General features: G+C 65.9%; 17 protein-coding genes. 13 read left to right on the top strand and 4 right to left on the bottom strand.

Annotated elements, in window-relative coordinates:
- Positions 1-345 precede the first annotated feature (345 nt).
- Positions 346-2,247: an asparagine synthase (glutamine-hydrolyzing) gene (gene asnB, locus AC5P57_RS20370; protein WP_262235266.1), complete on the top strand. Its 1,902-nt coding sequence runs from the start codon at positions 346-348 to the stop codon at positions 2,245-2,247.
- A gap of 430 nt (positions 2,248-2,677) precedes the next feature.
- Here the strand turns inward: asnB and AC5P57_RS20365 are convergent, their stop codons facing one another.
- Entirely contained in the window at positions 2,678-3,025 is a 348-nt protein-coding gene (locus AC5P57_RS20365; protein ID WP_099552595.1) for a phasin family protein, read from the bottom strand.
- 115 nt (positions 3,026-3,140) lie between these two features.
- A complete protein-coding gene (gene queD / locus AC5P57_RS20360; RefSeq protein ID WP_049444904.1) occupies positions 3,141-3,503 on the bottom strand; it encodes a 6-carboxytetrahydropterin synthase QueD in 363 nt (120 codons plus the stop codon).
- A 192-nt stretch (positions 3,504-3,695) separates the two neighbouring features.
- On the opposite strand from queD, the gene AC5P57_RS20355 reads away from it, so the two are divergent.
- Entirely contained in the window at positions 3,696-6,335 is a 2,640-nt protein-coding gene (locus AC5P57_RS20355) for a TonB-dependent receptor plug domain-containing protein (RefSeq protein ID WP_142807185.1), read from the top strand.
- A 74-nt stretch (positions 6,336-6,409) separates the two neighbouring features.
- Positions 6,410-9,004, top strand: a complete 2,595-nt coding sequence (locus tag AC5P57_RS20350) for a M14 family zinc carboxypeptidase (protein WP_262235267.1) — start codon at positions 6,410-6,412, stop codon at positions 9,002-9,004.
- A 543-nt stretch (positions 9,005-9,547) separates the two neighbouring features.
- Here AC5P57_RS20350 and AC5P57_RS20345 read toward each other — a convergent pair.
- Complete coding sequence (locus tag AC5P57_RS20345; RefSeq protein WP_099552598.1) at positions 9,548-10,969, bottom strand: DEAD/DEAH box helicase; 1,422 nt, start codon at positions 10,967-10,969, stop codon at positions 9,548-9,550.
- 855 nt (positions 10,970-11,824) lie between these two features.
- Here AC5P57_RS20345 and AC5P57_RS20340 point away from each other — a divergent pair.
- Both AC5P57_RS20340 and maiA read left to right on the top strand, forming a co-directional pair.
- Positions 11,825-12,814: a fumarylacetoacetate hydrolase family protein gene (locus AC5P57_RS20340; protein WP_262235268.1), complete on the top strand. Its 990-nt coding sequence runs from the start codon at positions 11,825-11,827 to the stop codon at positions 12,812-12,814.
- A 14-nt stretch (positions 12,815-12,828) separates the two neighbouring features.
- Positions 12,829-13,497: a maleylacetoacetate isomerase gene (gene maiA / locus AC5P57_RS20335; RefSeq protein ID WP_262235269.1), complete on the top strand. Its 669-nt coding sequence runs from the start codon at positions 12,829-12,831 to the stop codon at positions 13,495-13,497.
- 76 nt (positions 13,498-13,573) lie between these two features.
- Here the strand turns inward: maiA and AC5P57_RS20330 are convergent, their stop codons facing one another.
- The gene (locus AC5P57_RS20330; protein ID WP_099551436.1) at positions 13,574-14,701 is read right to left on the bottom strand and encodes a PilT/PilU family type 4a pilus ATPase; all 1,128 of its coding nucleotides are present in this window, start codon (positions 14,699-14,701) and stop codon (positions 13,574-13,576) included.
- Between the two features lie 121 nt (positions 14,702-14,822).
- Here AC5P57_RS20330 and AC5P57_RS20325 point away from each other — a divergent pair, with 121 nt between their 5' ends.
- From AC5P57_RS20325 to AC5P57_RS20290, 8 genes are all read left to right on the top strand, one after another.
- The gene (locus AC5P57_RS20325) at positions 14,823-15,188 is read left to right on the top strand and encodes a DUF4398 domain-containing protein (protein ID WP_005407961.1); all 366 of its coding nucleotides are present in this window, start codon (positions 14,823-14,825) and stop codon (positions 15,186-15,188) included.
- Complete coding sequence (locus AC5P57_RS20320) at positions 15,185-16,069, top strand: OmpA family protein (protein ID WP_005407962.1); 885 nt, start codon at positions 15,185-15,187, stop codon at positions 16,067-16,069. Before AC5P57_RS20325 ends, AC5P57_RS20320 begins: the two co-directional genes overlap by 4 nt.
- A 324-nt stretch (positions 16,070-16,393) precedes the next feature.
- Positions 16,394-16,630, top strand: coding sequence for an HP1242/YdcH family protein (locus AC5P57_RS20315; protein ID WP_005407964.1), 237 nt, complete (start codon positions 16,394-16,396; stop codon positions 16,628-16,630).
- A 300-nt stretch (positions 16,631-16,930) separates the two neighbouring features.
- Positions 16,931-18,301 (top strand): pyridoxal-phosphate dependent enzyme, encoded by a 1,371-nt coding sequence (locus AC5P57_RS20310; protein ID WP_262235270.1) that lies wholly within the window; start codon positions 16,931-16,933, stop codon positions 18,299-18,301.
- Positions 18,302-18,424: 123 nt separating this feature from the next.
- Entirely contained in the window at positions 18,425-19,600 is a 1,176-nt protein-coding gene (locus tag AC5P57_RS20305) for a cystathionine gamma-synthase (RefSeq protein WP_099551434.1), read from the top strand.
- A gap of 31 nt (positions 19,601-19,631) precedes the next feature.
- A complete protein-coding gene (locus AC5P57_RS20300) occupies positions 19,632-20,495 on the top strand; it encodes an ABC transporter permease (RefSeq protein WP_097048414.1) in 864 nt (287 codons plus the stop codon).
- Positions 20,485-21,912: an ABC transporter ATP-binding protein gene (locus tag AC5P57_RS20295; protein ID WP_099551433.1), complete on the top strand. Its 1,428-nt coding sequence runs from the start codon at positions 20,485-20,487 to the stop codon at positions 21,910-21,912. Before AC5P57_RS20300 ends, AC5P57_RS20295 begins: the two co-directional genes overlap by 11 nt.
- 16 nt (positions 21,913-21,928) lie before the next feature.
- A complete protein-coding gene (locus AC5P57_RS20290; protein WP_099604027.1) occupies positions 21,929-24,277 on the top strand; it encodes a class I SAM-dependent methyltransferase in 2,349 nt (782 codons plus the stop codon).
- The last annotated feature ends 25 nt before the right edge of the window (positions 24,278-24,302 follow it).

The following is a 24,302-nucleotide window of genomic DNA, read 5'->3' as shown; positions in this document are numbered from 1 at the left end:
AGGCCTCCGTGGGCGCAAACGTACCGCCACGGCACGAGCGCGGCGATGCTATCCCAGCCTGCGGGCCGCCCGGGTCCCGGGGGCGGGCGCCATTCAGCCGGGGTTGCTGGCGCTCGGGCCGGGCCTCAGGCCTGGCAACAACTTGGCGTCCAGCATAGCGTGTTGCTGTTACAAAACGTTACCTTCGTGATACGTCTGGTGACCATCGCTGACAGCAAAGCGACTGACGCGGGGCAGGTGGGGCGCCGAGCATGGAGTCTCCTCCGCTCCGCGTGCCGTTCCCATGTCGCCCGCCGCCCTCTGTCTGCTGAACCCGTCCCGCCGCTGCCGCTGCGGAGGTGCCCGATGAGCGGCGTGGTCGGGGCCTGGCTGCCGCCCGCCGCGGACGAGCACCTGCTGCAGCAGCTGGCGCCGATGCTGCGCGCCCTGCAGCAGCGGGGCCGGGGCCGCATCGGCTACTGGACCGACGCCGAGGCCGGCCTGGCGCTGGGCCATTGCCGGGCACCAACCGATACGCCGTTGCAGCCCCTGAGTTCGGACTGTGGTCGCTACGTGCTGTGCCTGGATGGCCGGTTGTACAACCGGGCCGACCTGCAGTCGCAGCTGCGCGATCTGCCGCGCAGCTGCAGCGATGCGCGGCTGCTGCTGCAGGCGATCGTCGAATGGGGCGTGGAGCGGGCGCTGTCGCGTATCGAAGGCGCGTTCGGCTTCAGCGTCTGGGACCGTGAGTCGCGTGCGTTGTGGCTGGCCCGCGACCCGGTCGGCGAGCGGCCGCTGTACTACGGCTGGTACCAGGGCCAGTTCCTGTTTGCCTCGGAAATGAAGGCGCTTCAGGCCTTCGCCGGCTTTGCCCCGAGCATCGACCAGGATGCGCTGAGCCTGCTGCTGCGCCATGACTACGTGCCGGCACCACACACCATCTACCGCGGCATCCACAAGCTGGTGGCAGGCGCGATGCTGCGCATCGATCTGAATGACCATGCGGCTGGCGGTTCCAGCCAGGCCGCACAGGGCGGCTCACGCTACTGGTGCGCACGCGATGCGATGCAGAGTGCACTGCAGGAACCCCTGCAGCCGGCACCCAGCCTGGAGCAGGCCACCGACCAGCTGGAAGCGGTACTGCAGAAGGCCATTGCCGCACGGATGCACTCGCCGCTGGCCTGCGGCGCGTTCCTGTCCGGTGGCACCGATTCTTCATTGGTAACCGCAATGATGCAGGCGCAGTCGACCCTGCCGATCGAGGCGTGGACGGTCGGCTTCGACGATCCCGGCCATGATGAGAGCGACTGGGCCTCGCAGGTCGCGCGCCACCTGGGCGTGCAGCATCACCTGCACCGCATGGACGCGCGCCAGGGGCTGGACCTGCTGCAGCGCCTGCCGCAGGTCTGGTGCGAGCCGTTCGCCGACGCCTCGCAGTTGCCGACCCTGCTGGCCAGTGAACTGCTGGGCGCGCGCAAGCCGGTGGCGCTCACCGGCGACGGTGGCGATGAACTGTTCTTCGGCCACCCCAGCTATGGCCGCGCACTGCGCAATGCGCGCCTGTGCGGTGGCCTGCCGGACTGGGTGCGCGACCTGGCGCGGCGCAGTGGCAACCGCATGAACGTCGAGCGTGGCCGCCTGGGTGGCTGGCGTGCGCTGGTGGCCGAGGTTGCCGCCAACGACGTGGAAGGGCATTACCTGCAGCGTGTGACCCGCTGGCGGCAGCCGGCGCAGGTGGTGCTGGGCGCGCGCGAGCCGATGACGATCTTCCAGCAGCAGGACACCGCGCTGCCGGCCGAGGCGCGCATCCAGCTGCTGGATTTCCGCATGGACCTGGCTGAGGGCATCCTCGCCAAGGTCGATCGTGCGGGCATGGCGGCCGGTGTGGAAACGCGTGCACCGCTGCTGGACATGGAGGTGGTGCGGTTGGCCTGGCGCCTGCCCCAGCACCTGAAGTACCACGATGGCGAGCACAAGCTGATCCTGAAGCACCTGCTGGCGCGCTACCTGCCCGAACCGCTGGTGTATCGCCCCAAGCGCGGCTTCGGGCCGCCGATGGCGCGCTGGTTGGCCGGCCCGCTGCGCGATTGGGCGGAGGCGCTGCTGGACCCGCAGCTGCTGCGCGACCAGGGCTGCTTCGATGCGGCGCGCGTGCGCGGTATCTGGGAGGCGTTCCTGCGCGGTGAGCGCAAGTGGCACACCCACCTGTGGAACGTGTTGATGTTCCAGGCGTGGCACCAGCACTGGCACGTCAATCGCGGGCGTTGAGATTCCTTCGCGGTTTGTTCTGCGTGGCGCAGGGCGGATGCCCTTGCGTACGAATGTCCTCCGGCGCCGGCCGTTGGCCGTCACCTCCCCTTTACTTCGTACGCAAGGGCATCCGCCCTGCGTTCGGAGTTCGTCGGCGCCTCATTGAAGGCAGATTGTTCGCAGCCTTACCCACCGCAAGCCGAGCCTCGTCGGGGCGGGCAGGGGTCTGGGCAAAGTAAAGGAGGAGGTGGCGGCCAACGGCCGGCACCGGGGGACATTTGCCCAGGCCCCTGCCTGTCCCGGCGGGGCCCTTCAGTTCGCGGCGAATCCAGACGAGGGAGCGCTCTTCAATGCAGACGCCAGGCAAAAAAAGACCCGGCAGAGGGAGGGATCTGCCGGGTCCGGATTGCATGGGGGGAGGGACCCATGCAATGAGCGTTGCGTCGCGTCAGTGACTGTTCGCGTCCGCCGTTGATTGGTTGTAGCCCTGCACCAGTTCGGACCAGGCCTTGCTGGCCTGCAGGCCGAGGCCGACCATGTCCTGCTGGGCCTGGCCCAGCCGTTGCAGGTTGTCCTGCCACAGCTGCGTGCCCTTGTTGAGCGTCCCGGCCGCGTCTTCACCGCGGGCCAGTTCACCCAGCCAGCCGCCGGTCGCGGTCAGGTTGCGCTCCATCACCTTCAGCTGCACGCCGAACATGCTTTCCGCGTTCTCCAATGCCAACCGGTTCGCGCGCGTTGCCGCGGCGGCGAGCTGGCGGGTGGCATCACTGAAGCGATCGCTGAAGGCGGCGGCCATGGGCATCAGGAAGTGGCTTGATGCATTGCAGCATACGCCCTTGATGCCGCATTGCAACAAAAATAACAAAGGCGCCCAGGGCGCCTTTGAAACACCTTTCAGATCAATGGGTTGATCAGGCCGCCGGGCCGCGGTAACGGCAGCCCGAGGTGCAGGTTTCATGCACGGTGATCTCGCTCAGCGCCGGCAGGCTGGGCTTGAGTTCGTTCCAGATCCACACCGCCAGGTTCTCGCTGGTCGGGTTCTCCAGGCCGGGGATGTCATTGAGGTAGTGATGGTCCAGGCGGTCGTAGATCGGCTGGAAGGCCGCCTTCACGTCGCCGAAGTCCATGATCCAGCCGGTCTGCGCACCCGGCTCGCCCTCGACCTTCAGTTCCACCCGGAACGAGTGGCCGTGCAGGCGCGCGCACTTGTGCCCCGGCGGCACGTTGGGGAGGCGGTGCGCCGCCTCGAGCATGAAGACTTTGAAGATTTCCATGGCGCAATTGTACGCCGCAGGTGGCCGGCCATCCTGAGCGGATGTTGGGCTTTCGTGAAGTAACTCTTTCCATCCGGATGAAGAGATGATAGTTTCTCTTATATCCGTATGAAGAGATGTTATTGGCCGGACCCCGGCCAGGCATGGACTACTGCGGAACTACGTCGCCCTTTCCACCTTCCCCACATCGTCATGCCCAAGCACACCCTGCTCGTGGCGGCCCTGGCCGTCGCTCTGGCCGCGCCTTTGTCCGCCGCCGCCGAAACCTCCGCCGACGCCAGTGGCGAAGCCAGCACCCTGGCCGCCGTGCGCGTCACCGGTTCCAACATCAAGCGCACCGATACCGAGGCCTCCAACCCGGTGCAGGTGATCGGCCGCCAGCAGCTGGAACAGACCGGCAAGGCCACCGTGGCCGATGTGCTGCGCTCGATCTCGGCCAACACCGGCAACGCCAGCAACGAAACCACCAACAACGGCTGGGCCTCCGGCTCGGCCGGCATCGGCCTGCGTGGCCTGTCGCAGAAAAACACGCTGGTGCTGCTCAACGGCCGCCGCCTGGCCAACTACGGATTCCCGGCCGGTGGCCTGTCCGACACCTTCGTCGACCTCAACGCGCTGCCGCTGGTCGCGGTCGAGCGCATTGAAGTGCTCAAGGACGGCGCCTCGGCGGTGTACGGCTCCGATGCCGTGGCCGGCGTGGTCAACATCATCACCCGGCAGAACTTCGAAGGCGCCGAGATCGGCGGCAGCTTCGGCGGTGCCGACCAGGGTGGCCTGCACGAGCAGAACCTGAAGTTCGTCGGCGGCCTCGGTGATCTCGACACCGATGGCTACAACATCCTCTTCAGCCTGCAGGGCTACAACCGCGAGCGCCTGGACCAGGACGAGCGCAACCTGACCAAGAGCGGCATCTACACCGATGCGCCGGGTGGCCGCTGGAACGGCTGGTCGGCCAAGGGCGCGCGCTACCTGGTCAACGGCGTGTCGGTGCCGATGCTCGATGCCAACGGCAACTGCCCGACCGGTACCACCCGCGTTGCCAGCGCACCGATCGACGGCCTCGCCGGTGACACCTGCGGTTTCAACCAGGCACCGTTCACCACGCTGATTCCTTCGACCAAGCGCTACCAGGCCTACGCCAACGGTACTTTCCGCCTGAACGACAACGTCGAAGCCTTCGGCGAAGTGCTGTACAGCCAGATCAAGAGCGCCGCGTGGTTCGGTAGCAGCCCGTTCTTCACCCTGGAGAGCGGCCGCTTCGCACTGAACGCGAACAGCGGCCTCGCCGAGCCGGTGTCGTCGCTGCTGCCGGCCAACAATCCGTACAACCCGTATGGCCGTGCGATTCCGATCGAATACACCTTCTTCGACCTCGGCGGCACGATCAAGACCAACCGCTCAACCGCCTATCGCGGTGTGTTCGGTCTGCGTGGCACCACCGCCAACTGGGACTGGGAAGTGGCTGCATTCGGTGCGCGCAGCAGCGAGCGCGAGAGCGTGTCCGGCGGCTTCGCCAATCGCTGGGCGCTGGCCGATGCGCTGGCCACCGGCAGCTACAACCTGCTGAACCCGGCGGCCACGCCGCAGTCGGTGCGCGATTCCATCAACATCGCCACGCTGCGCCCGGCCGAGTCCAAGCTACAGGGGATCGACGCCAAGATCTCCGGCAGCCTGGGCCACACCTGGGCCGGCGAGATCGGCTTTGCTGCCGGTGCCGAATGGCGCCGCGAGAAGCTCGACTCCAACAACCCGTGGCAGATCGATGCCGGCCTGCAGGTGCGCCCGGCCATTGCCGAAGTGCATGGCCAGCGCCAGGTCAGTGCCGCCTACGCCGAAGTAAACGTGCCGCTGGCCTCGACGCTGGAGCTGTCCGCCGCTGCGCGCGCCGATCACTACGATGACTTCGGCGATGCGTTCTCGCCGAAGATCGGCCTGCGCTGGCAGCCGCTGGATTTCCTGCTGGTGCGTGCGTCGGCGTCGAAGGGCTTCCGTGCACCATCGCTGTCGGAGAACTCCAACAGCACCAGCATCGCCTACGGCAGCGTGGTCGATCCGCGTGATCCGGACGTGCCGGGCTCGCGCCAGAACCCGACCTTCTTCACCGTCGGCAACAACGAACTGAAGCCCGAGCGTACCAGGAGCGTGAACTTCGGCGTGGTGCTGTCGCCGTGGGCCAACACCAACGTGAGCGTGGACTACTACCGCATCCAGCTGGACAACCTGGTCGGCACCAACAACACCCAGACCCTGGTCAACGACAACGTGGCCGGCGCGGTGCAGCGCGATGAGCGTGGCAAGCTGCAGGCGGTCTACAACCGCTACCAGAACCTGAGCGAGCTGAAGACCTCGGGCATCGATGTCGAGCTGCGCCAGCGCATCCCGACCGCGGCACTGGGTGACTTCACCGTGTCCTCGGCCTACACCCACGTGCGTGACTACCGTCGCCCGACCGTGGTCGGTGGCCCGCTGGTGGACTACGCCGGCAGCAACCTGGGCGCGACCCTGCCCAAGGACAAGGCCACCACCACGCTGGACTGGAAGTACGGCGACTTCAACGCGGCGGTGACCTGGTACTACACGAGCAGCTATCGCCAGGAAGCGAGCACCGCCGCCAAGGCCGTGCAGCAGCAGGTCGGCAGCTACAGCCAGTACGACCTCTACCTGGCCTACACCGGCGTCGACAAGCTGACCGTGTACGCCAAGGTGCAGAACCTGGCCGACAAGACGCCGCCGTATGACGCCTCGTTCCCCGGCATCCGCGCGCCGTACGACTTCAGCCAGTACGACCTGCGCGGCCGCTACTTCACGCTGGGCTTCGATTACCGCTTCTGATCCATCCGCCGCGGCCGGTCACCTGAAGGGCCCGGCCGCGCGACTGTCTGCCGTTGTGTTCCAGGGGAGTCACCGTGTCCTTGCATCGCCGTGCCGTTCTTCCGTTGCTGCTTGCCGTCGCAGCCGTACTGTCCTCGCCGCATCCGGCGCAGGCACAGAGCGCGTACTTCTTCCCGCAGGTCACCGACGCAGCGGCGTTCGATGCAGCGGTGCCCACGCCGGAGCAGTTCCTCGGCTACCCGATCGGCAGCCGTTACACCCGGCACGACCAGCTGGTGGCGTACTTCCAGGAACTGGCCAAGCGCTCGGACAAGATCAGCGTGCGCGAGATCGGCCGCAGTTATGAAGGCCGCCCGCTGTTGATCGCCACCGTCACCGCTGCAGGCAATCATGCGCGGCTGGAACAGATCCGCCAGCAGCACGCGACCCTGGCCGATCCGGCGCAGCCGCGCAGCGCCGCCGGTGACAGCCCGGTGGTGGTGTGGCTGGGCTACAGCGTGCATGGCAACGAGACCTCCAGTGCCGAGGCGGCGATGCTGACGGCGTACTACCTGGTGGCCAACCGCAGTGCCGAAACCCAGCAGTGGCTGCAGCAGGCGGTGGTGCTGTTCGATCCAGCGCAGAATCCGGACGGCCGTGACCGTGCCGCCAACTGGCACAACGCGTGGGCCTCCGATCCGGCCTCGGCCGACCCGGCCGACAAGGAGCACGTCGAGCCGTTCCCGCAGGGCCGCACCAACCACTATTTCACCGACCTCAACCGCGACTGGCTTGCCCTGACCCAGCAGGACTCGCGGCCGAAGGTGGAGGTGTTCCACCAGTGGTACCCGAACGTGCAGATCGACTTCCACGAAATGGGCAAGGACAGCACCTACTACTTCGAGCCCTCGCCGAAGAGCATGCACAGCCCGCTGATTCCGGCGGCGTCGTACGAGTTCAACAAGACCCTGGCCAAGTACCACGCGCAGGCGCTGGATGCGCTGGGGTCGCTGTACTACACCGGCGAGAACTTCGATAACTTCTCGCCGGTGTACGGCTCTACCTACCCGGACTTCCATGGCGCCGTCGGCGTTACCGTCGAGCAGGCCAGCTCTCGCGGCCGCGTGCAGGAATCGGTGAATGGCCTGCTGACCTTCCCGTTCACCATCCGCAACCAGGTCGCCACCGGGCTGGGCACGGTGCGTGGCGCAGTGACCGAGCGCAGCGGCCTGTTCGACCTGCAGAAGCAGTTCTTCCAGAGCGCGCTGAAGCAGGCCGCGCAGCAGCCGGTAGAGAGCTTCGTGTTCGGTGATGCGCATGACCCGGCACTGACCCGTCGCCTGTTGGAACTGTTGCTGCTGCACCGGATCGAGGTGCGCGCGCTGGATCGTGCCGTCACTGTCGATGGGCAGCGCTTCGATGCCGGCAGCGCCTACGTGGTACCGGTGCAGCAGGCGCAGTTCCGCCTGGTGCATTCCATCTTTGCCGAGACGCCGCCGATCAAGGGTGATGTGTTCTACGGCAGCACCAGCTATGCAATCGCACCGGCCTACGGCGTGGCCTTCGCGGGCAGCCGCAGCCGTATCGAAGGCGGCGCACGCGTGGCCGCGCTGCCGGCGGACCAGGGCGCGGTGCTGGGCGGCCAGGCCGGGTTCGCGTACGCGATCGACTGGCGCGACTACAACGCCGGGCGTGCGCTGGCCGCGCTGCAGAGCAAGGGCGTGAGCGCACGTGCGGCGTTCCAGCCGTTCACCACCGCGACCGCGCAGGGTGACGTCAGCTTCGCCGCCGGCAGCCTGGTCATTCCGGTTGCCGGGCAGTCACTGCAGGGGGCGGCGCTGCTCGAGGCAGTGACGTCGGCCGCGGGCGAGGCAGGTGTGCAGGTGCACGCGCTGTCCAGCGGCCGCAGCCGCGAAGGCATCGACCTCGGCAGTGACGGTGTCAAAGCGCTGCGCAAGCCTGCGGTGGCACTGGTGATGGGCGAGGGCGTGGCCGCCACCGAAATCGGATCGGCGTGGTTCCTGCTCGACCAGCAGCTGCAACTGCCGGCCAGCAAACTGGACCCGCAGCAGCTGGGCAAGGTGCCGCTGGACCGCTACACCACGATCGTGTTGTCCGGTGGTACCTATACCGGCGTCGACGCCACGGCGGTGGCTGCACTGAAGCGCTGGGTGCAGACCGGTGGTTCACTGGTGACCTATGGCAGCGCCTCGAAGTGGGCGATCGAACAGAAGCTGGCCGACGGCGAAAAGCTCGGCAAGGAAGAAGACGCTGCTGACGAAAGCCGCCGCGCGTTCGGCGATCAGCGCGACATTGCCGCGATCGAGCGGGTGAGCGGCAACATCCTCAGTGCCGATGTCGATACCAGCCATCCGCTGGCATTCGGTGTGCCGCGCCGGCAGCTGGCGATCAACAAGGAGAACACGGTGACGCTGCAGCCGAGCACGAACCCGTTCTCGACGGTGGTACGCATCGACACCCCGCCGCGGGTGAATGGCTACCTGTCCGAGCGCAACCGCGCGAGGGTGGCAGGCAGCGCGTGGCTGCTGGTGTCGGCGCAGGGGCAGGGCAACGTGGTGCTGTTTGCCGATGATCCGGCGCACCGCAAGTACTGGCACGGGACGGATCGACTGCTGATCAACGCGATCTTCTTCGGGAATCTGGTGAATCCGAGTAAAGCGCGGGGTTGAGGCTGCACGCGCTTCAGTTGATATATGGGTAGGGAGGCGGGGCGGGCTGCGCAGGACACGCTGTAAATACGTCCATGTAAGCTCGATCGGCGCATCCATGCGCCTCACGGTCCTGCGCAGCCCGCCCGGCCTCCCCTCGACAGTTTCCTGCGGGCGCGGATGCATCGAACCCCAAGGCGGGAGCAAGGGCAAAAGCAAAAGCAAAGCCAGGAATTGCGACTTCGGCTTTTGCCTTTGAATTTGAATTTGAATTTGAATTTGATCTTTCTTCTCCCGGCTACCCGGCGGGAGAAGAAGGCGCAGGCAATGCTTGAAGCGGATGGGCATGGGGGCAGCGCAGAACCGTTGGCGCCATGGATGGCGCCATCGAGCTTACATGGACGTATTTACAGCGTGTTCTGCGCTGCCCCCATGCCCATTCGCCCTCGGTACTGCCACCGCGTGCTTTATCACCCGGTAGCCCGCAACAAAAAAGGACGGCGCGCCAGCGCCGTCCCCCGATAGCCCCCGCGCAGCGGGAAGCACCATCCATGTCAGCTGGGATCAGCCGGCGCGACCGCCGCCGTTGCCACCCTGGCCACGACCACGGCCGCCACCATTGCCGCCACCGCCACGACGCTGGCCCTGACCGGCACCCGCACCTGCACGCTGCTGGCCATTGCCACCGCCCTCGCGACGGCCGCCACCGGCCTTCTTCGGGCCGGCATGTGCGTGGCGCGGCGCATCACCGTGCGGACGACGTGCGTGGCTCTTGCGCGGTGCGCGCTCGCCGGTATCGTGCTCGGCCTTGCCCGGTGCACTGTTGCCCCAGCGGATCGGCGTCTGCAGCTCGAAGCCCGGCACGTCGCGGATGTCCATGTCACGGCCAAGCAGGCGGGTGATCGCACGCAGCAGCTTCACTTCGTCCTGCGCCACCAGCGAAATCGCCTGGCCGGTGGCACCGTTGCGGCCGGTACGACCGATGCGGTGCACGTAGTCCTCGGCCACCATCGGCAGGTCGAAGTTGATCACCTTCGGCAGCTCGTTGATGTCGATGCCGCGCGCGGCGATATCGGTGGCCACCAGCACGGTCACGCGGCCGGCCTTGAAGTCACCCAGTGCACGCAGGCGCTGGCCCTGGCTCTTGTTGCCGTGGATCGCCGCGGTCTTGATGCCGGACTTTTCCAGGAACGTGGCCAGCTTGTCGCTGCCGTGCTTGGTGCGGGCGAAGACCAGGGTCTGCTCGCGGCTGTCCTGCGCCAGCAGGTGCAGCAGCAGGTCACGCTTGCGGCTGCCATCGACCGGGTGCACGCGGTGGGTGATGGTCTCGGCCACGGTGTTCTTCGGCGTCACCTGGATCTGTTCCGGGTTGCGCATGAACTCCAGCGCCAGCTGGCGGATGTTGTCCTCGAAGGTGGCCGAGAACAGCAGGGTCTGGCGGTTCTGCTTCGGCAGCTTGGCCAGGATGCGCTTGATCGACGGCAGGAAGCCCATGTCGAGCATGCGGTCGGCTTCGTCCAGGACCAGCAGTTCAATGCCGGACAGGTCGATGCTGCGACGTTCCAGGTGATCGATCAGGCGGCCCGGGCAGGCCACCAGCAGGTCCACGCCACGGCGCAGGATGTCCAGCTGGTTGCCCATGCCGACGCCACCGTAGATGCAGGCGCTGGGGATGCGCAGGTACTTGCTGTAGCCGCGCAGGCTGTCATGCACCTGGGTGGCCAGTTCACGGGTCGGGGCCAGGATCAGCGCACGCGGCTTGCGCGGGCCGCTGCGCACTTCCTGCGAGGCGGTGCCCAGGTGCTGCAGCAGCGGCAGGCCGAAGGCGGCGGTCTTGCCGGTGCCGGTCTGTGCACCGGCCAGCAGGTCGCGACCGGCCAGTGCCAGCGGGATCGCCTGCTGCTGGATCGGGGTCGGGTTTTCGTAGCCCTGCTCGGCAAGCGCACGCAGCAGGAAGGGCGCCAGGCCCAGCGATTCAAAAGACATTGAGTTTGCTCCAAGTACAAGAAACGCCTGTCCGAACGGACAGACGGGGGCAGATCAAACTGATCGGCTGACTCGGAGCGTTCCCGTGAACCGCGCTGCGAGAATTGGGTGCAGCCGGCACGGAGCGCAGGCTGGAATGCGTGACGAACGGCGTCGGAGTGGGGGCGGGCGAAGAGGGCGGACCCTGGTCGCCGGCGATCCCGGAGGGAAACGGACGGCCGCTGCAGACTCCACAAGTCTAAACGATGTTTGAGACTTCACGCAAAAAGGCCTGTTCAGGTAAGGGGTTCTCTCTGCAGGGCTGCGCCCTGCACCCGCAGAGGCCGAAGCAACGGCAAAGGCCGGATTCCTGTGGGTAGGCGGGGTGGGTCCGGTGGCAGGGGACGCTGCAAGTACGTCCATGTAAGCTCGGTCGCCGCATCCATGCGGCTCACGCCCCTGCCACCGGACCCACCCCGCCTTCGACAGTTTTCCGCGATCTGTCAGATCTCATCCGATTTATCTCGATATCTGATGGATTTCGACGATGAATGACGTGGATGTTCGATCCGTCATCGGGAAATTGTCTGGGGGTGGGGCGGTGTGGGTGGGCAGGACCGTTGGCGCCATGGATGGCGCCATCGAGCCCCCATGGATGGGTTCACGGCGTGTCCTGCCCACTCACACCGCCCCGCCCAACCAGCAGAAAACCAGAGCCGTTTTTGACGTTGCCGTTGCATTGAGCAGGTGCAGGGCTGCAAGCCCTGCCGAACCCCCCACTACGGTAGGGTGGGCCGATGCCGCGCTGCAGCTTGGCGTCGCCGCAGATTTGATTACACTTGAAACTTGTTTGCCCACGACTCCGGACACCCACCCATGAAGCTTGGTTCTTTGAAGGAAGGCGGCCGCGACGGCACCCTGATCGTCGTCTCGCGTGACCTGCGCCACGGCGTGCGCGCCACCGGCATTGCCGCCACCCTGCAGCAGGCCCTGGAAGACTGGAGCCATATCGCGCCGCGCCTGAACGCCTTGTACGAATCGCTCAACGCCGGCGACGCCGATGGCGTGTTCGACCTCGACCCGCAGGCACTGGCCGCGCCGATGCCGCGCGCCTATGAATTCGTCGATGGCAGCGCCTACCTGCCGCACGTCGAGCGTGTGCGCCGCGCGCGTGGCGCCGAGGTGCCGGAGAGCTTCTACACCGATCCGCTGATGTACCAGGCCACCAGCGCAGGTTTCTACGGCCCGCGTGATGCGGTCAAGGTGGTCAGCGAGGAGTACGGCATCGACCTGGAAGCCGAGATCGTGGTCATCACCGACGACGTGCCGATGGCCGCCACGCCGGAACAGGCGGCGGGCCACATCCAGCTGGTCGGCCTGGTCAACGATGTCTCGCTGCGCAACCTGATCCCGGGCGAGCTGGCCAAGGGCTTCGGCTTCCTGCAGTCCAAGCCGCGTTCGGCGCTGTCGCCGGTGTTCGTCACCCCCGATGAGCTGGGCGCTGCGTGGCAGGACAGCAAGGTGCACCTGCCGCTGCTGACCCACATCAACGGTCAGTGGCTCGGCGCACCGGAAGCCGGCGTGGACATGCAGTTCAACTTCGCCCAGCTGGTCGCGCATGCGGCCAAGACCCGCCCGCTGGGTGCTGGCACCATCGTCGGCTCCGGCACCATCGCCAACGAAGACACCAGCAAGGGTGCGTCGTGCTTCGCCGAGCAGCGCGTGGTCGAAACCCTGCGTGACGGCAAGCCGAGCACGCCGTTCATGTCCTTCGGCGACGTAGTCCGCATCGAGATGCTCGATGCCGCCGGCAACAGCATCTTCGGTGCGATCGAGCAGCGCATCGAACAGGCGGCCAAGCCCTGAGCATGGAGGCGGCGATGGAGATCCTGGTCGACGACGGTATCGTGCTGTACACCTACTGGCGATCCAGCGCCGCCTACCGCGTGCGCATCGGCCTGGAGCTGAAGGGCCTGGCCTGGGAAGCGCGCCCGGTGCACCTGGTGCGCGAGGGCGGCGAGCAGCATCTGGACGCCTATCGCGCGCTCAATCCGCAGCAGCTGGTGCCCACCCTGCTGCACGACGGGCATACGCTGACCCAGTCATTGGCGATCGTCGAGTACCTGGAAGAGCGCTTCCCGCAGGTACCGCTGCTGCCGGCCGACGCCGCCGGCCGCGCGCGGGTGCGGGCGCTGGCTCAGCTGGTGGCCTGCGATATCCATCCGATCAACAACCTGCGGGTGATGCAGTACCTGGAACGCGACCTGGAGCTGCCGGCGGATGCCCGCACGCAGTGGACCCTGCACTGGATCGCCGAGGGCTTCCAGGCAATGGAAGCACTGCTGGCCAACAGCAGCGCTACGGGCACGTTCTGCCACGGCGACCGCCCCGGGCTGGCTGACCTCTGCCTGCTGCCGCAGCTGTACAACGCACACCGCTTCGGTCTGGACCTGGGGCCGTACCCGACCCTGCGCCGCATCGAGGCCGCCTGCCAGGCACTGGACGCCTTCGACCGCGCGCGCCCGGAAAACCAGGCCGACGCCGCCTGAACGAAAAAGGGGACGGAGGGGATTAAGTCGTTTGTGCACTTACGACTTAATCCCCTCCGTCCCCTTTTTCGTGCGGTCAGAAGCCGTGGGTGATGCTGGGGGCGCCGGCCGAGAAATCGGCGTAGGGGTCGTGCTCGCCGCTGCTGCCTTCGGACAGGCGGAACTTCAGCGCCAAGCCATCGCGTGAATCGGCCGCACGCAAGGCTTCCTCCTGCTCGATGGTGCCGGCCTTGGCCAGCCGGAACAGGCACTGGTCGAAACTCTCCATGCCTTCTTCCAGTGAGCCCTCCATCGCCGCCTTGATCTCGTGCACCTGGCCGCGGCGCAGCAGGTCGCGGATCATCGGCGTGTTGAGCAGCACCTCGGTGGCCGGCAGGCGACGGCCGTCCTTGTTCTTTACCAGGCGCTGGCTGATCACCGCACGCAGGTTCAGCGCCAGGTTCATCAGCACGTTCTTGTGCGCGCTTTCCGGGAAGAAGTTGAGGATGCGCTCGATGGTCTGGTCGGCGTTGTTGGAGTGCAGGGTGGCCAGGCACAGGTGGCCGGTCTCGGCGAAGGCGATCGCCGCCTCCATCGTTTCCGCGTCCAGGATCTCGCCGATCAGGATCACGTCCGGTGCTTCACGCATCGCGTTCTTCAGCGCGTTGTGGAAGGCATGGGTGTCCAGCCCGACCTCGCGCTGGTTGACGATCGACATCTTGTGCTTGTGCAGGTACTCGATCGGGTCCTCGATGGTGAGGATGTGACCGGTGGTGGTGCTGTTGCGGTGATCGATCATCGACGCCAGCGAGGTGGACTTGCCGGAGCCGGTGGACCCCACCACCAGCACCAGCCCGCGCGGGGTCATGATGACGTCCTTCAGCACCTGCGGCAGGTTCAGCTCTTCGATGCTCGGAATCCGGCTGCGGATGGCACGGATGACCATGCCGACTTCGCCGCGCTGCTTGAACACATTGACGCGGAAGCGACCGGCGTCGGGCAGGGCGATGGCCATGTTGAGTTCCAGCTCGCGCTCGAACTGCGGCACCTGGCCTTCGTCCATCAGCGAGTAGGCGATCTTCTTGACCATGCCCGGCGGCAGGCCGGTATTGCCCAGCGGATAGAGCTTCCCCTCGATCTTGATGTAGACCGGTGCCCCGGTGGTCAGAAACATGTCCGAAGCGTTCTTTTCGGTCATCAGCTTCAGGAAGTAGCCGATATCCATTGCGAATTTTCCCCAACGAAACGGCCGACGCCCGTTGCCAGCACGGTGTCGGCTTGACGACAATGGCCGTGAACCGACAACCGGTACGGCCTCCCCAATGAAACGACTTAGCTTCGCACGAATGCGCCACAGCCTGTATGTGATGGCGTTTGCATTCGCACTGTCTGCCCCCGCCTGGGCGCAGGATGGCGCGATGGAACTGGCCCAGGCCCGGCAGGCGGTCGACAAGGCCACCCAGGCCGATGCCGACCAGTACGCCCCGGACCTGATCGGGCTGGCCCGGCAGGGGCTGGAGCAGGCCCAGCGCGCCGCCGGCGACCGCCGTGAGCGCAAGAACGCCCCGGCAATGGCCCTGCGTGCCGCCGCCGACGCCGACCTTGCCCGCGTGCGCAGCGAGGAAGCCACCGTGACCGCCCAGCTGCAGCTGCGCCGCAACGAGGTCAACCAGCTGCAACGCCAGCTGTCGACCGGGGAGGACCGCCGGTGAAGCCGATGACTGCCGCAACCCTGGCCGCGCTGCTGGCGCTGCCGACCCTGGCCGTGGCCGCCGACAACCCGATGGTGGCGCAGCTGAGCCAGCGCCTGATGGCCATCCAGGCCAACCCGGATACCGCTGAGCTGGGCGCCTTCGAGCGCATGCAGGCCCAGCAGGCCATCGCCACCCTGGACAAGGCCAAGCGCCGCGACCAGGAACTGGCCACCTACCTGGCCGAGCGCCGGGTGGAGATCGCCGAGACGGCCGTGCGTACCGCGCTGGCCGCCCGCGAGGTCGACCGCCTGGAGCGGACCCGCAGCGACCTGCTGATCGAGGCCAGCCGCCGCGACGCCGCGCGCGCCCGCCAGGAAGCCGAACAGCTGCGCATGCAGGCACAGATGCAGGCCGAGGAGGCTGAACGCCTGCGCCAGGCTGCCGAGGCCGAGACCCTGGCCCGCCAGGACGCCGAGAACGCCCTGACCAGCGTAGCCGGCAAGCAGCAGCAGCGCCTCAGCGCCGCCCAGCAGAACGCCGCCAAGCTGGCCCGCGAGGAAGCCGAGCTGGTGTCCGGTCAGAAGCTGCCGGGCTCGAAGTTCGATGGCCGCGGCGAGGTCTTCACCTTCCGTGGCGATGCGTTTGCCGCCGGCGCCTCCAGCCTGTCCGGCGGTGCCCGCAACCAGGCCAAGGCGTTGGCCGAATACCTGAACATCGGCAAGAAGGGCCGCCTGCGCATCGAGGCCTACGACAGTGCCAACGGCGTAGGCCAGAAGCGTGCCGAGGCCCTGCGTGACGCGCTGGTTGCTGCGGGTGTCGCGAGCAACCGGATCCAGCTCGCCGGCAAGAAGGCAGCCTCCACCCAGGCACGTTCGGCCGAGGTCATCATCGCCCCGTAATTGCTTGATATCGTTTGTTTTTCGTTGTGATGAGCATTCAGCCTGAACCCCGCCCCGGCGGGGTTCGGTCTTTTTGACGCAGGGGTCTTGTACCCCGCCTTGAGCAGGCGTAGGGTCAATCGTCCGGGACGCAATGCCGCGGACCGGACGATGGGAGGGCCGGGCCGATGCAAGCAGGGCGCGAACCGCAGCAGATCGACGTGCGCAGGCCAGTGCCGCAGGTCGTTGCAGGCGTCCAGGTGGCCATCGACCGGCGCTCCTCCATGAACAACGCCCCGTGCCTTGCGGCCGGGGCGTTCGTGTATCTGTCGAAGGAGGTCCATCATGTTTGAAGATCAGCCCCAGAGCGAGATCGACGCCCGTCGCGCGCGTGATCCGGAGTTCAGGGCACTCCATGACCAGCACCGCAAGTTGAACAAGAAGTGCATGGACGCGGAGTTGGGTGTACTCCCGATCGATGATGTCACCCTGGGTCGCATGAAGCGCGAGAAGCTGCTGGCCAAGCAACGACTTCTGCGAATGTACGAAACACCGCTCCCAACGACGTCCCCCACGCTTTGACGCACCCCGTCACGCCCGGAACGGCGTGACCCGGCCATCGATGGCCCCGCCGGGCGCTCCTGCCCCGGCATCGCGGCACCGCCGATGAGGCGGCCGCGCCAAGGCACCACAGGCGGTGGTGCCTTGGCCTGCAGGCAAAACTCACCGATGCGGGCGGTACCGGTCTCCTCGTCGATCCGGGGCCGTCCGCATCTCTTTTTGCGGGCTTGTGGGCCGTCGCCGCGCCGACCTGACATTCATCGCCATCCGACGGATAATCACCGGTCCGGCCCTCTGCGGCGCGAACCGAAAGTCCTCCGAATGCCCATTCATTCTTCCGTCCTCGAACTCATCGGCCAGACCCCGATCGTCAAGGCCCAGCGCCTGGACACCGGCGTCTGCGAGCTCTACCTGAAGCTCGAAAGCGCCAACCCGGGCGGATCGATCAAGGATCGCATCGGCCTGTCGATGATCGAGGCGGCGGAGCAGCGCGGCGACCTGAAGCCGGGTGCGACCCTGGTGGAAGGTACCGCCGGCAACACCGGCCTGGGCCTGGCCCTGGTCGCGCAGCAGAAGGGCTACAAGCTGATCCTGGTCGTTCCCGACAAGATGAGCCGCGAGAAGATCTTCAACCTGAAGGCGATGGGCGCCGAAGTACGCTTGACCCGCTCGGACGTGGCCAAGGGCCATCCGGAGTACTACCAGGACCTGGCCAAGACCATCGCCGAGCAGACCCCGGGCGCCTACTTCATCAACCAGTTCGGCAACCCGGACAACCCGGCCGCGCATGAATTCGGTACCGGCCCGGAAATCCTGGAGCAGATGGGCGGCGATCTGGACGCCATCGTGTTCGGCTGCGGCAGCTCCGGCACCATGACCGGCCTGTCGCGCGCGTTCGCCAAGCTGTCGCCGAAGACCGAGCTGGTGCTGGCCGATCCGGTCGGCTCGATCCTGGCCGAGTACATCAACGACGGCAATCTGAACGACAAGTCGGGCAGCTGGCTGGTGGAAGGCATCGGCGAGGACTTCCTGCCGTCGATCTCCGATTTCAGCCGCGTCAGGAAGGCTTATGCCATCAGCGACGCCGAGAGCTTCCACACCGCACGCGAGCTGCTCGGTAAGGAAGGCATCCTGGGTGGCTCGTCCACCGGCACCCTGCTGGCCGCCGGCCTGAAGTACTGCAAGGAGCAGACCACGCCAAAGAAGGTGCTGGTGCTGGTGCCGGATACCGGCAACAAGTACCTGTCGAAGATGTACAACGACTACTGGATGCTGGACAACGGTTTCCTGCAGCGCCCGCAGCACGGCGACCTGCGCGACCTGATCCTGCGCCCGTACGGCCAGCGCGACACCGTGGTGATCGGACCGAACGACCTGCTGACCACCGCCTACCAGCGCATGAAGCTGTACGACGTGTCGCAGCTGCCGGTGATGGACGGTGACCAGCTGGTCGGCATCGTCGACGAAAGCGACGTGCTGCTGCACGTCTATGGCGATGAAGCCCGCTTCCGCGACACCGTCGCCACGGCGATGGTCAGCAAGCTGGACCGGCTGGACGTGAAGTCGCCGATCGAGGCGCTGCTGCCGGTGTTCGACCGTGGCCAGGTGGCGATCGTGATGGACGGCGACACGTTCCTGGGCCTGATCACCCGTATCGACCTGCTGAACTATCTGCGCCGTCGCGTGCAGTAAGCCGCTGATCGCAGACGTTCGCTACTGAATCCCGGTTTATCTGCGTCAAAGGTCGTTAAGGCCGCGCTGGTAGACTTCCGCACCTTCGACGGCGCCGAGCTTCGGCGCCCCTCAGGAAAGAACATGTCCAACGCTACTTCCCAGGATCGCGCCCTGGCCCTGGCCACGCTGGCCATCCACGGCGGCCAGTCGCCAGACCCCAGCACCGGCGCGGTGATGCCGCCGATCTACGCCACCTCGACCTATGCGCAGTCCAGCCCGGGCGAGCACCAGGGCTTCGAGTACTCGCGTACCCACAACCCGACCCGCTTCGCCTACGAGCGTTGCGTGGCGTCGCTGGAAGGCGGCACCCGCGGCTTCGCCTTCGCCTCGGGCATGGCGGCCAGCTCGACCGTGATCGAACTGCTGGACGCCGGCAGCCACGTGGTGGCGATGGATGACATCTACGGCGGCAGCTTCCGCCTGTTCGAGCGCGTGCGTCGCCGCACCGCCGGGCTGGATTTCAGCTTCGTCGACCTGACCGATCTGGCGGCCTTTGAAGCGTCCATCACGCCGAAGACGAAGATGGTGTGGATCGAGACCCCGACCAACCCGATGCTGAAGATCGTGGACATCGCCGCGGTCGCCGCCATCGCCAAGCGCCATGGGCTGATCGTGGTGGTCGACAACACCTTCGCCTCGCCGATGCTGCAGCGTCCGCTGGAGATGGGGGCGGACCTGGTGCTGCATTCGGCCACCAAGTACCTCAACGGCCACTCGGACATGGTCGGTGGCATGGTGGTGGTCGGCGACAACGCCGAACTGGCCGAGCAGATGGCCTTCCTGCAGAACTCGGTGGGTGGCGTGCAGGGGCCGTTCGACAGCTTCCTGGCCCTGCGTGGCCTGAAGACCCTGCCGCTGCGCATGAAGGCGCATTGCGCCAACGCGCTGGCCCTGGCCCAGTGGCTGGAAAAGCACCCGGCGGTGGAGAAGGTGATCTACCCGGGCCTGCCGTCGCACCCGCAGCATGAGCTGGCGGGCAGGCAGATGGCCGGCTACGGCGGCATCGTCTCGATCGTGCTGAAGGGCGGTTTCGAGGCGGCCAAGCGCTTCTGCGAGAAGACCGAGCTGTTCACCCTGGCCGAGTCGCTGGGCGGCGTGGAAAGCCTGGTCAACCACCCGGCGGTGATGACGCATGCGTCGATCCCGGTGGCGCGCCGCGAACAGCTGGGCATCAGCGATGCGCTGGTGCGGCTGAGCGTGGGCGTGGAGGATCTGGGGGATCTGCAGGTGGATCTGGAGAGGGCGCTGGGCGCGTGACACAGCGGCCAGCCCCGGAGTACACACATCGATGAAAGACGTTGTCGTCCATACACCGAACTCGATTTCCGAGCGTACCAACCTTTTCAATGCGCCCAGGAAGCTGGCGCGGAGCATCTGGATCCATCGCAGCCTGATCGTGCAGATGACCCGGCGTGAAGTGACCGGGCGTTACAAGGGGTCGTTGCTCGGCCTGGCGTGGTCGTTCTTCAACCCGTTGCTGATGCTGGTCATCTATACGTTCTTCTTCTCGGTGATCTTCAACGCCCGCTGGGGCACTGATGCCCCGGGCGGCAAGGCTGCATTCGCGATCATCCTGTTCTCCGGCCTGATCATGCATACCTTCCTGGCCGAATGCATCAACCGTGCTCCCGGTCTGATCGTGGGCAATGTGAACTATGTCAAGCGCGTCGTGTTTCCATTGGAGATTCTTACGCTGATCTCGATGGGCTCGGCGCTGTTCCACGCGGCGATCAGTCTCCTGGCGTTGTTTGCCGCGCAGCTGGCCTTCATGCAGGAGATGCACTGGACGGTGGTGTTCCTGCCGTTGGTGATGTTGCCCCTGGTCCTTGCGGCCATGGGCCTGTCATGGATCTTGGCCTCACTGGGCGTGTTCGTCCGTGACGTGGGGCAGATGACCGGTACGGTGATGACGATCCTGCTGTTCCTGTCACCGGTGTTCTATCCCATCAGTGCGCTTCCCGAGAAATACCGTGGCTGGCTGATGCTCAATCCGCTGACCTTCATCATCGAGAATGCGCGCAAGGTGATCGTGTTTGGAACCTATCCTGACTTCCGACAGCTGCTGGTGGGTACGGTGATCGCCGGTGTTGTTGCCATATTCGGCTTCTGGTGGTTCCAGAAGACCAGGAAGGGGTTTGCCGATGTCCTCTGATGAAGTAGCAATCAGTGTCCGTGGCGTCAGCAAGCGCTATGAGATGTATGACACTCCGCGTCAGCGGCTCAAGCAGTTCTTCGTGCCGGCACTTAACCGTGTCTCGCCGGGCCTTTGCCGCGACCAGTTCCGTGAGTTCTGGGCGCTGCGCGACATCGATTTCGAGGTCAAGCGCGGTGAGGCGGTTGGCATCGTTGGTCGCAACGGCAGCGGCAAGAGCACGCTGTTGCAGATCATCACAGGTACGTTGTCGCCGACCACTGGTGAAGTTCGCACCAGCGGGCGCATCGCGGCGCTGCTGGAGCTCGGGTCGGGCTTCAATCACGAGTACTCCGGACGTGAGAACGTTTATCTCAACGGCGCACTGCTGGGCCTGACACCGGCCGAGATCGACGAGAAGTTTGATGCCATCGCCGGGTTCGCCGATATCGGCGACCACCTGGAACAACCCGTCAAGACCTACTCCAGCGGCATGCTGGTGCGCCTGGCGTTCGCCGTGCAGGTGCAGCTGCGGCCGGACATCCTGATCGTTGACGAAGCCCTGGCCGTGGGTGACGCGCTGTTCCAGAAGCGCTGCTTCCAGCAGATCGAGCGCCTCGTCAGTGACGGCGTATCGTTGCTGTTCGTTTCCCACGATCAGGAATCGGTGCGCACCTTGACCAATCGGGCGCTGCTGTTGCGCGATGGCCGGCAGATCGGCTGGGGAACGTCTTCGGAAGTGATCGTGAGCTACCGGCGACTGCTGCATGAGGAGGAGTCGCGCTACTTCTCGTCATTGACCGAGAAGATCGCGGCGTCGGCAGCCCTCCACAAGCAGGAATCGGAGCCCTCGCTTCCCGTGCTGCCCCTCGACACGCAGGCCGATGCGGCTTCGTCGCCGCCGGTCAGAGAGGAAGAGGTGGCCCAGGGCGCACGCTCGGGCAACATGTCCTTCGGCGACCAGCAGGCCTTCGTGGTGAAGGTGGAGACGCTGGACGAGGCGGGTGACAACGTATCCGTGTACTACCCCTCGCAGCGCATCACCATTCGTGTCGAATGCGAGAGTCGTGTCGCGATCAGCAATTTGAATGTCGGAATCCGCATTCGAAACAAGGAAGGCTTCAAGATCTATTCGTGGGGCACCCTGAATCAGGACATGAAGCGCCTGGCAGGCCTGGCAGAGGGCGAGGTCTTCTGGAACCGCCAGTTCGCCGCGGGGGAGAGGTTCAGCGTCACGTTCACCTGCGATTGTGATCTCGGTGTCAATCTGTATGAAATCCAGGCCGCCGTGTCGTTTGAAGAGCGGCCGGACTACACCAGCCAGCGCATACTGCACTGGATGGATGAAGCGGCGTTCTTCCAGGTGCTGATGCGCAGGGACGAGCATTTCTTTGGCGGTGTCATCGACCTGAGGATGCAGGCCGATTGGGATCGTTAGCGATGGGTGTGTGGACATGGGTGAGAACGAGAGCGTAGCGGTCTACCAGCTGCGTTGGGACCGGTGCTGGAGTGCCGGAGTGGAGGATGACCATCCGGCAATTGCTGCGTTCGCGCAGACCATCCTGGCCACTGCCGGTGCAGGCAGGGTGCTGGATGTTGGCTGTGGCCGCGGCGGGCTGGTCACCGAGCTGCTCAAGCAGGGCCTGGACGCCCATGGTGTCGACGTATCACAGGTCGCGATCACTGCTGCGCAGCAACGTGCGCCGGATCGCTTCATCTGCGCCGCAGCAACGTCACTGCCCTATCCCGATGGTCATTTCGATTGTGTCGTGGCCAACGGCCTCATCGAGTATCTGGATGAAGTGGATGTGCCGAGCGTGCTCTCCGAGCTGCGGCGGATCTGCCGAGGGCCGCTGCTGGTGCGCGTGCAGGTGTCGGCGGTCGTGGCGGAGGGCGATGGCCGGCAGGTCATTCAGGGGCGCAGCTGGTGGGAGCAGAAGTGCTTCGACGCAGGCTTCCGCAAGCACCCCGGCTACTTCGACCTGATCAACTTCGAGTCGCTGAATTTCGACGATGGTGTGATTCTGCTGGCGCTGGAGGCGATGCCCACCGTGGTGGGCGATGCAATGCACGACTCCTGCTGCAGCACGGGTATCGCGGCAGACGCTGAACTCTACAAGTACCACTGGGCGGCCGGTTATGTACGGCCGGGTGACCGGGTGCTGGACCTGGCGGCAGCGACTGGAGCAGGCAGCTATCTGCTGTCGCGCCGCTCCGAAGCGGACACGCTGTACTGCGTGATCGATCCCGCCGCACGCATGTTCTTTGAAGCGGCCTACGCCGCGGTGGAGCCCCGTCTTCGCCCGACGCTGGCCGGCGCAGCGCCTGAAGTCGATTTTGTCGCGGCGCTTGGTGAACCGGTGACGCGCGGGACGCTGGAGGGCCTGCTGGGCTCCCTGCAGGATGGGGTCTCGCCTGGAGGTCGCGTACTGCTGTCGCTGCTGGCTGACGGAGGCGACGCTGCCGAGTCATGGCCCGAGCTGCAGGATCTGCTCCCGCCCGGCTGGTACCTGGAACAGGCCTTCAGCCTGCTCGGTGGCATTCCCCGGGGCAGGGGCGGTGCGGTCCGTGCATTTTCTCCCTGCGGGCTGGAGTCCGCGGTCACGGTGCCGAAGGATGCCGAGTTGTTGCTGGTCGTGATGCGGGATCCGCTGGCGACAGGGTTCATCTACCGCGAATCAGTGTATGGATCCAGTGACAGGCCGGCTGAAGTACTGGAATTCGCCCGCGACTATCGAAATCCCTGGCTGCTGCGTGCGCTGGTGGAGTTCCCGTTCCGCGCACGCAATCCGCAGGTACTCGCCGATATTGCCCGGCGCGTGCTGGGGGAGCCTGCGAACGAGGGTGCCCCGGACGTGGCGGCTGCATTGGCGGTGCTCGGCTACCAGATGCTTGAGCGTCAGGAGCTGGCAGCCACGGAGGTCAGTGCCCTCGTCACGCGGATGGCGGAGCACCTGGACCGCGCCATCCCGTCGCCACACGCGGTGCGCTGGTCGATCTCGCTGCGCTATCTGTGCGCGTCCCTGCTGCGTCGTATCGGTGACCTGGAGGGGGCGCTGGAAGCGCTTGATGTGGTTGTCGCCGTTGACTGGCGCTCGTTCAGCCCGACCATCGGTACCAAGATTGTCGATGCTGCCTACGAGGCCGGACAGCTGCTGGCCGCGGCCGGTAGGCTGGAGCAGGCCCGGGCCCGTTGGCGCATGGCCAGTGAAGTCGCGTTCGAGATGCTTGCGTGTGGGCATGAGGCCTACCTGGGTGATTCGCAGCAGCCACAGCAGTTCGCGTCGATCGTCGGCGTGGAACTTCTGGACTCGGCAACGCGCAGCATCAAGGCGCTGCGCTGGTCCTCTCCGGCGCGGCAACTGCCCCAGGAGCGGCTGCTCGAGCAGAGCCGGCAATGCTGGAAATGGATGATCCGCGAGCGTACCGACGCGATCGCATCCCAGGCGCGCCTGCTGGACCAGCGTTGGCAGATCCAGCAGTCGCTGGACCAGATGGTGTCCGAACGGGACGTTGCCATTCGGGCGCTGGAGCGGATGGTGTCCGAGCGGGATGAGGCCATCACCTCGCTCGACCGGATGGTTTCCGAACGTGACGAGGTGATTCAATCCCAGGGACACCTGATCGATGTCCGCGATGAATCGATCCGTTCGATGACTGCCTTGATCGACGCGCGCGATGAGGCCCTGCAGGGGCAGACCGACCTCCTGGAAGCGCGCTGGAAGGTGATGACCCATATGGATACCGAAATCGCGGCGCGTGACCAGATCATTGCGAGCCTCAACCAGAAGCTCGGCAAGTAGTCCATCCCAACGGCAAGTACGAAGA

Source organism: Stenotrophomonas sp. YJH_SMC_79, assembly GCF_059367995.1.
The sequence above is the reverse complement of the archived record's forward strand: the minus strand, read 5'-3'. Positions and strand labels throughout refer to the sequence as shown.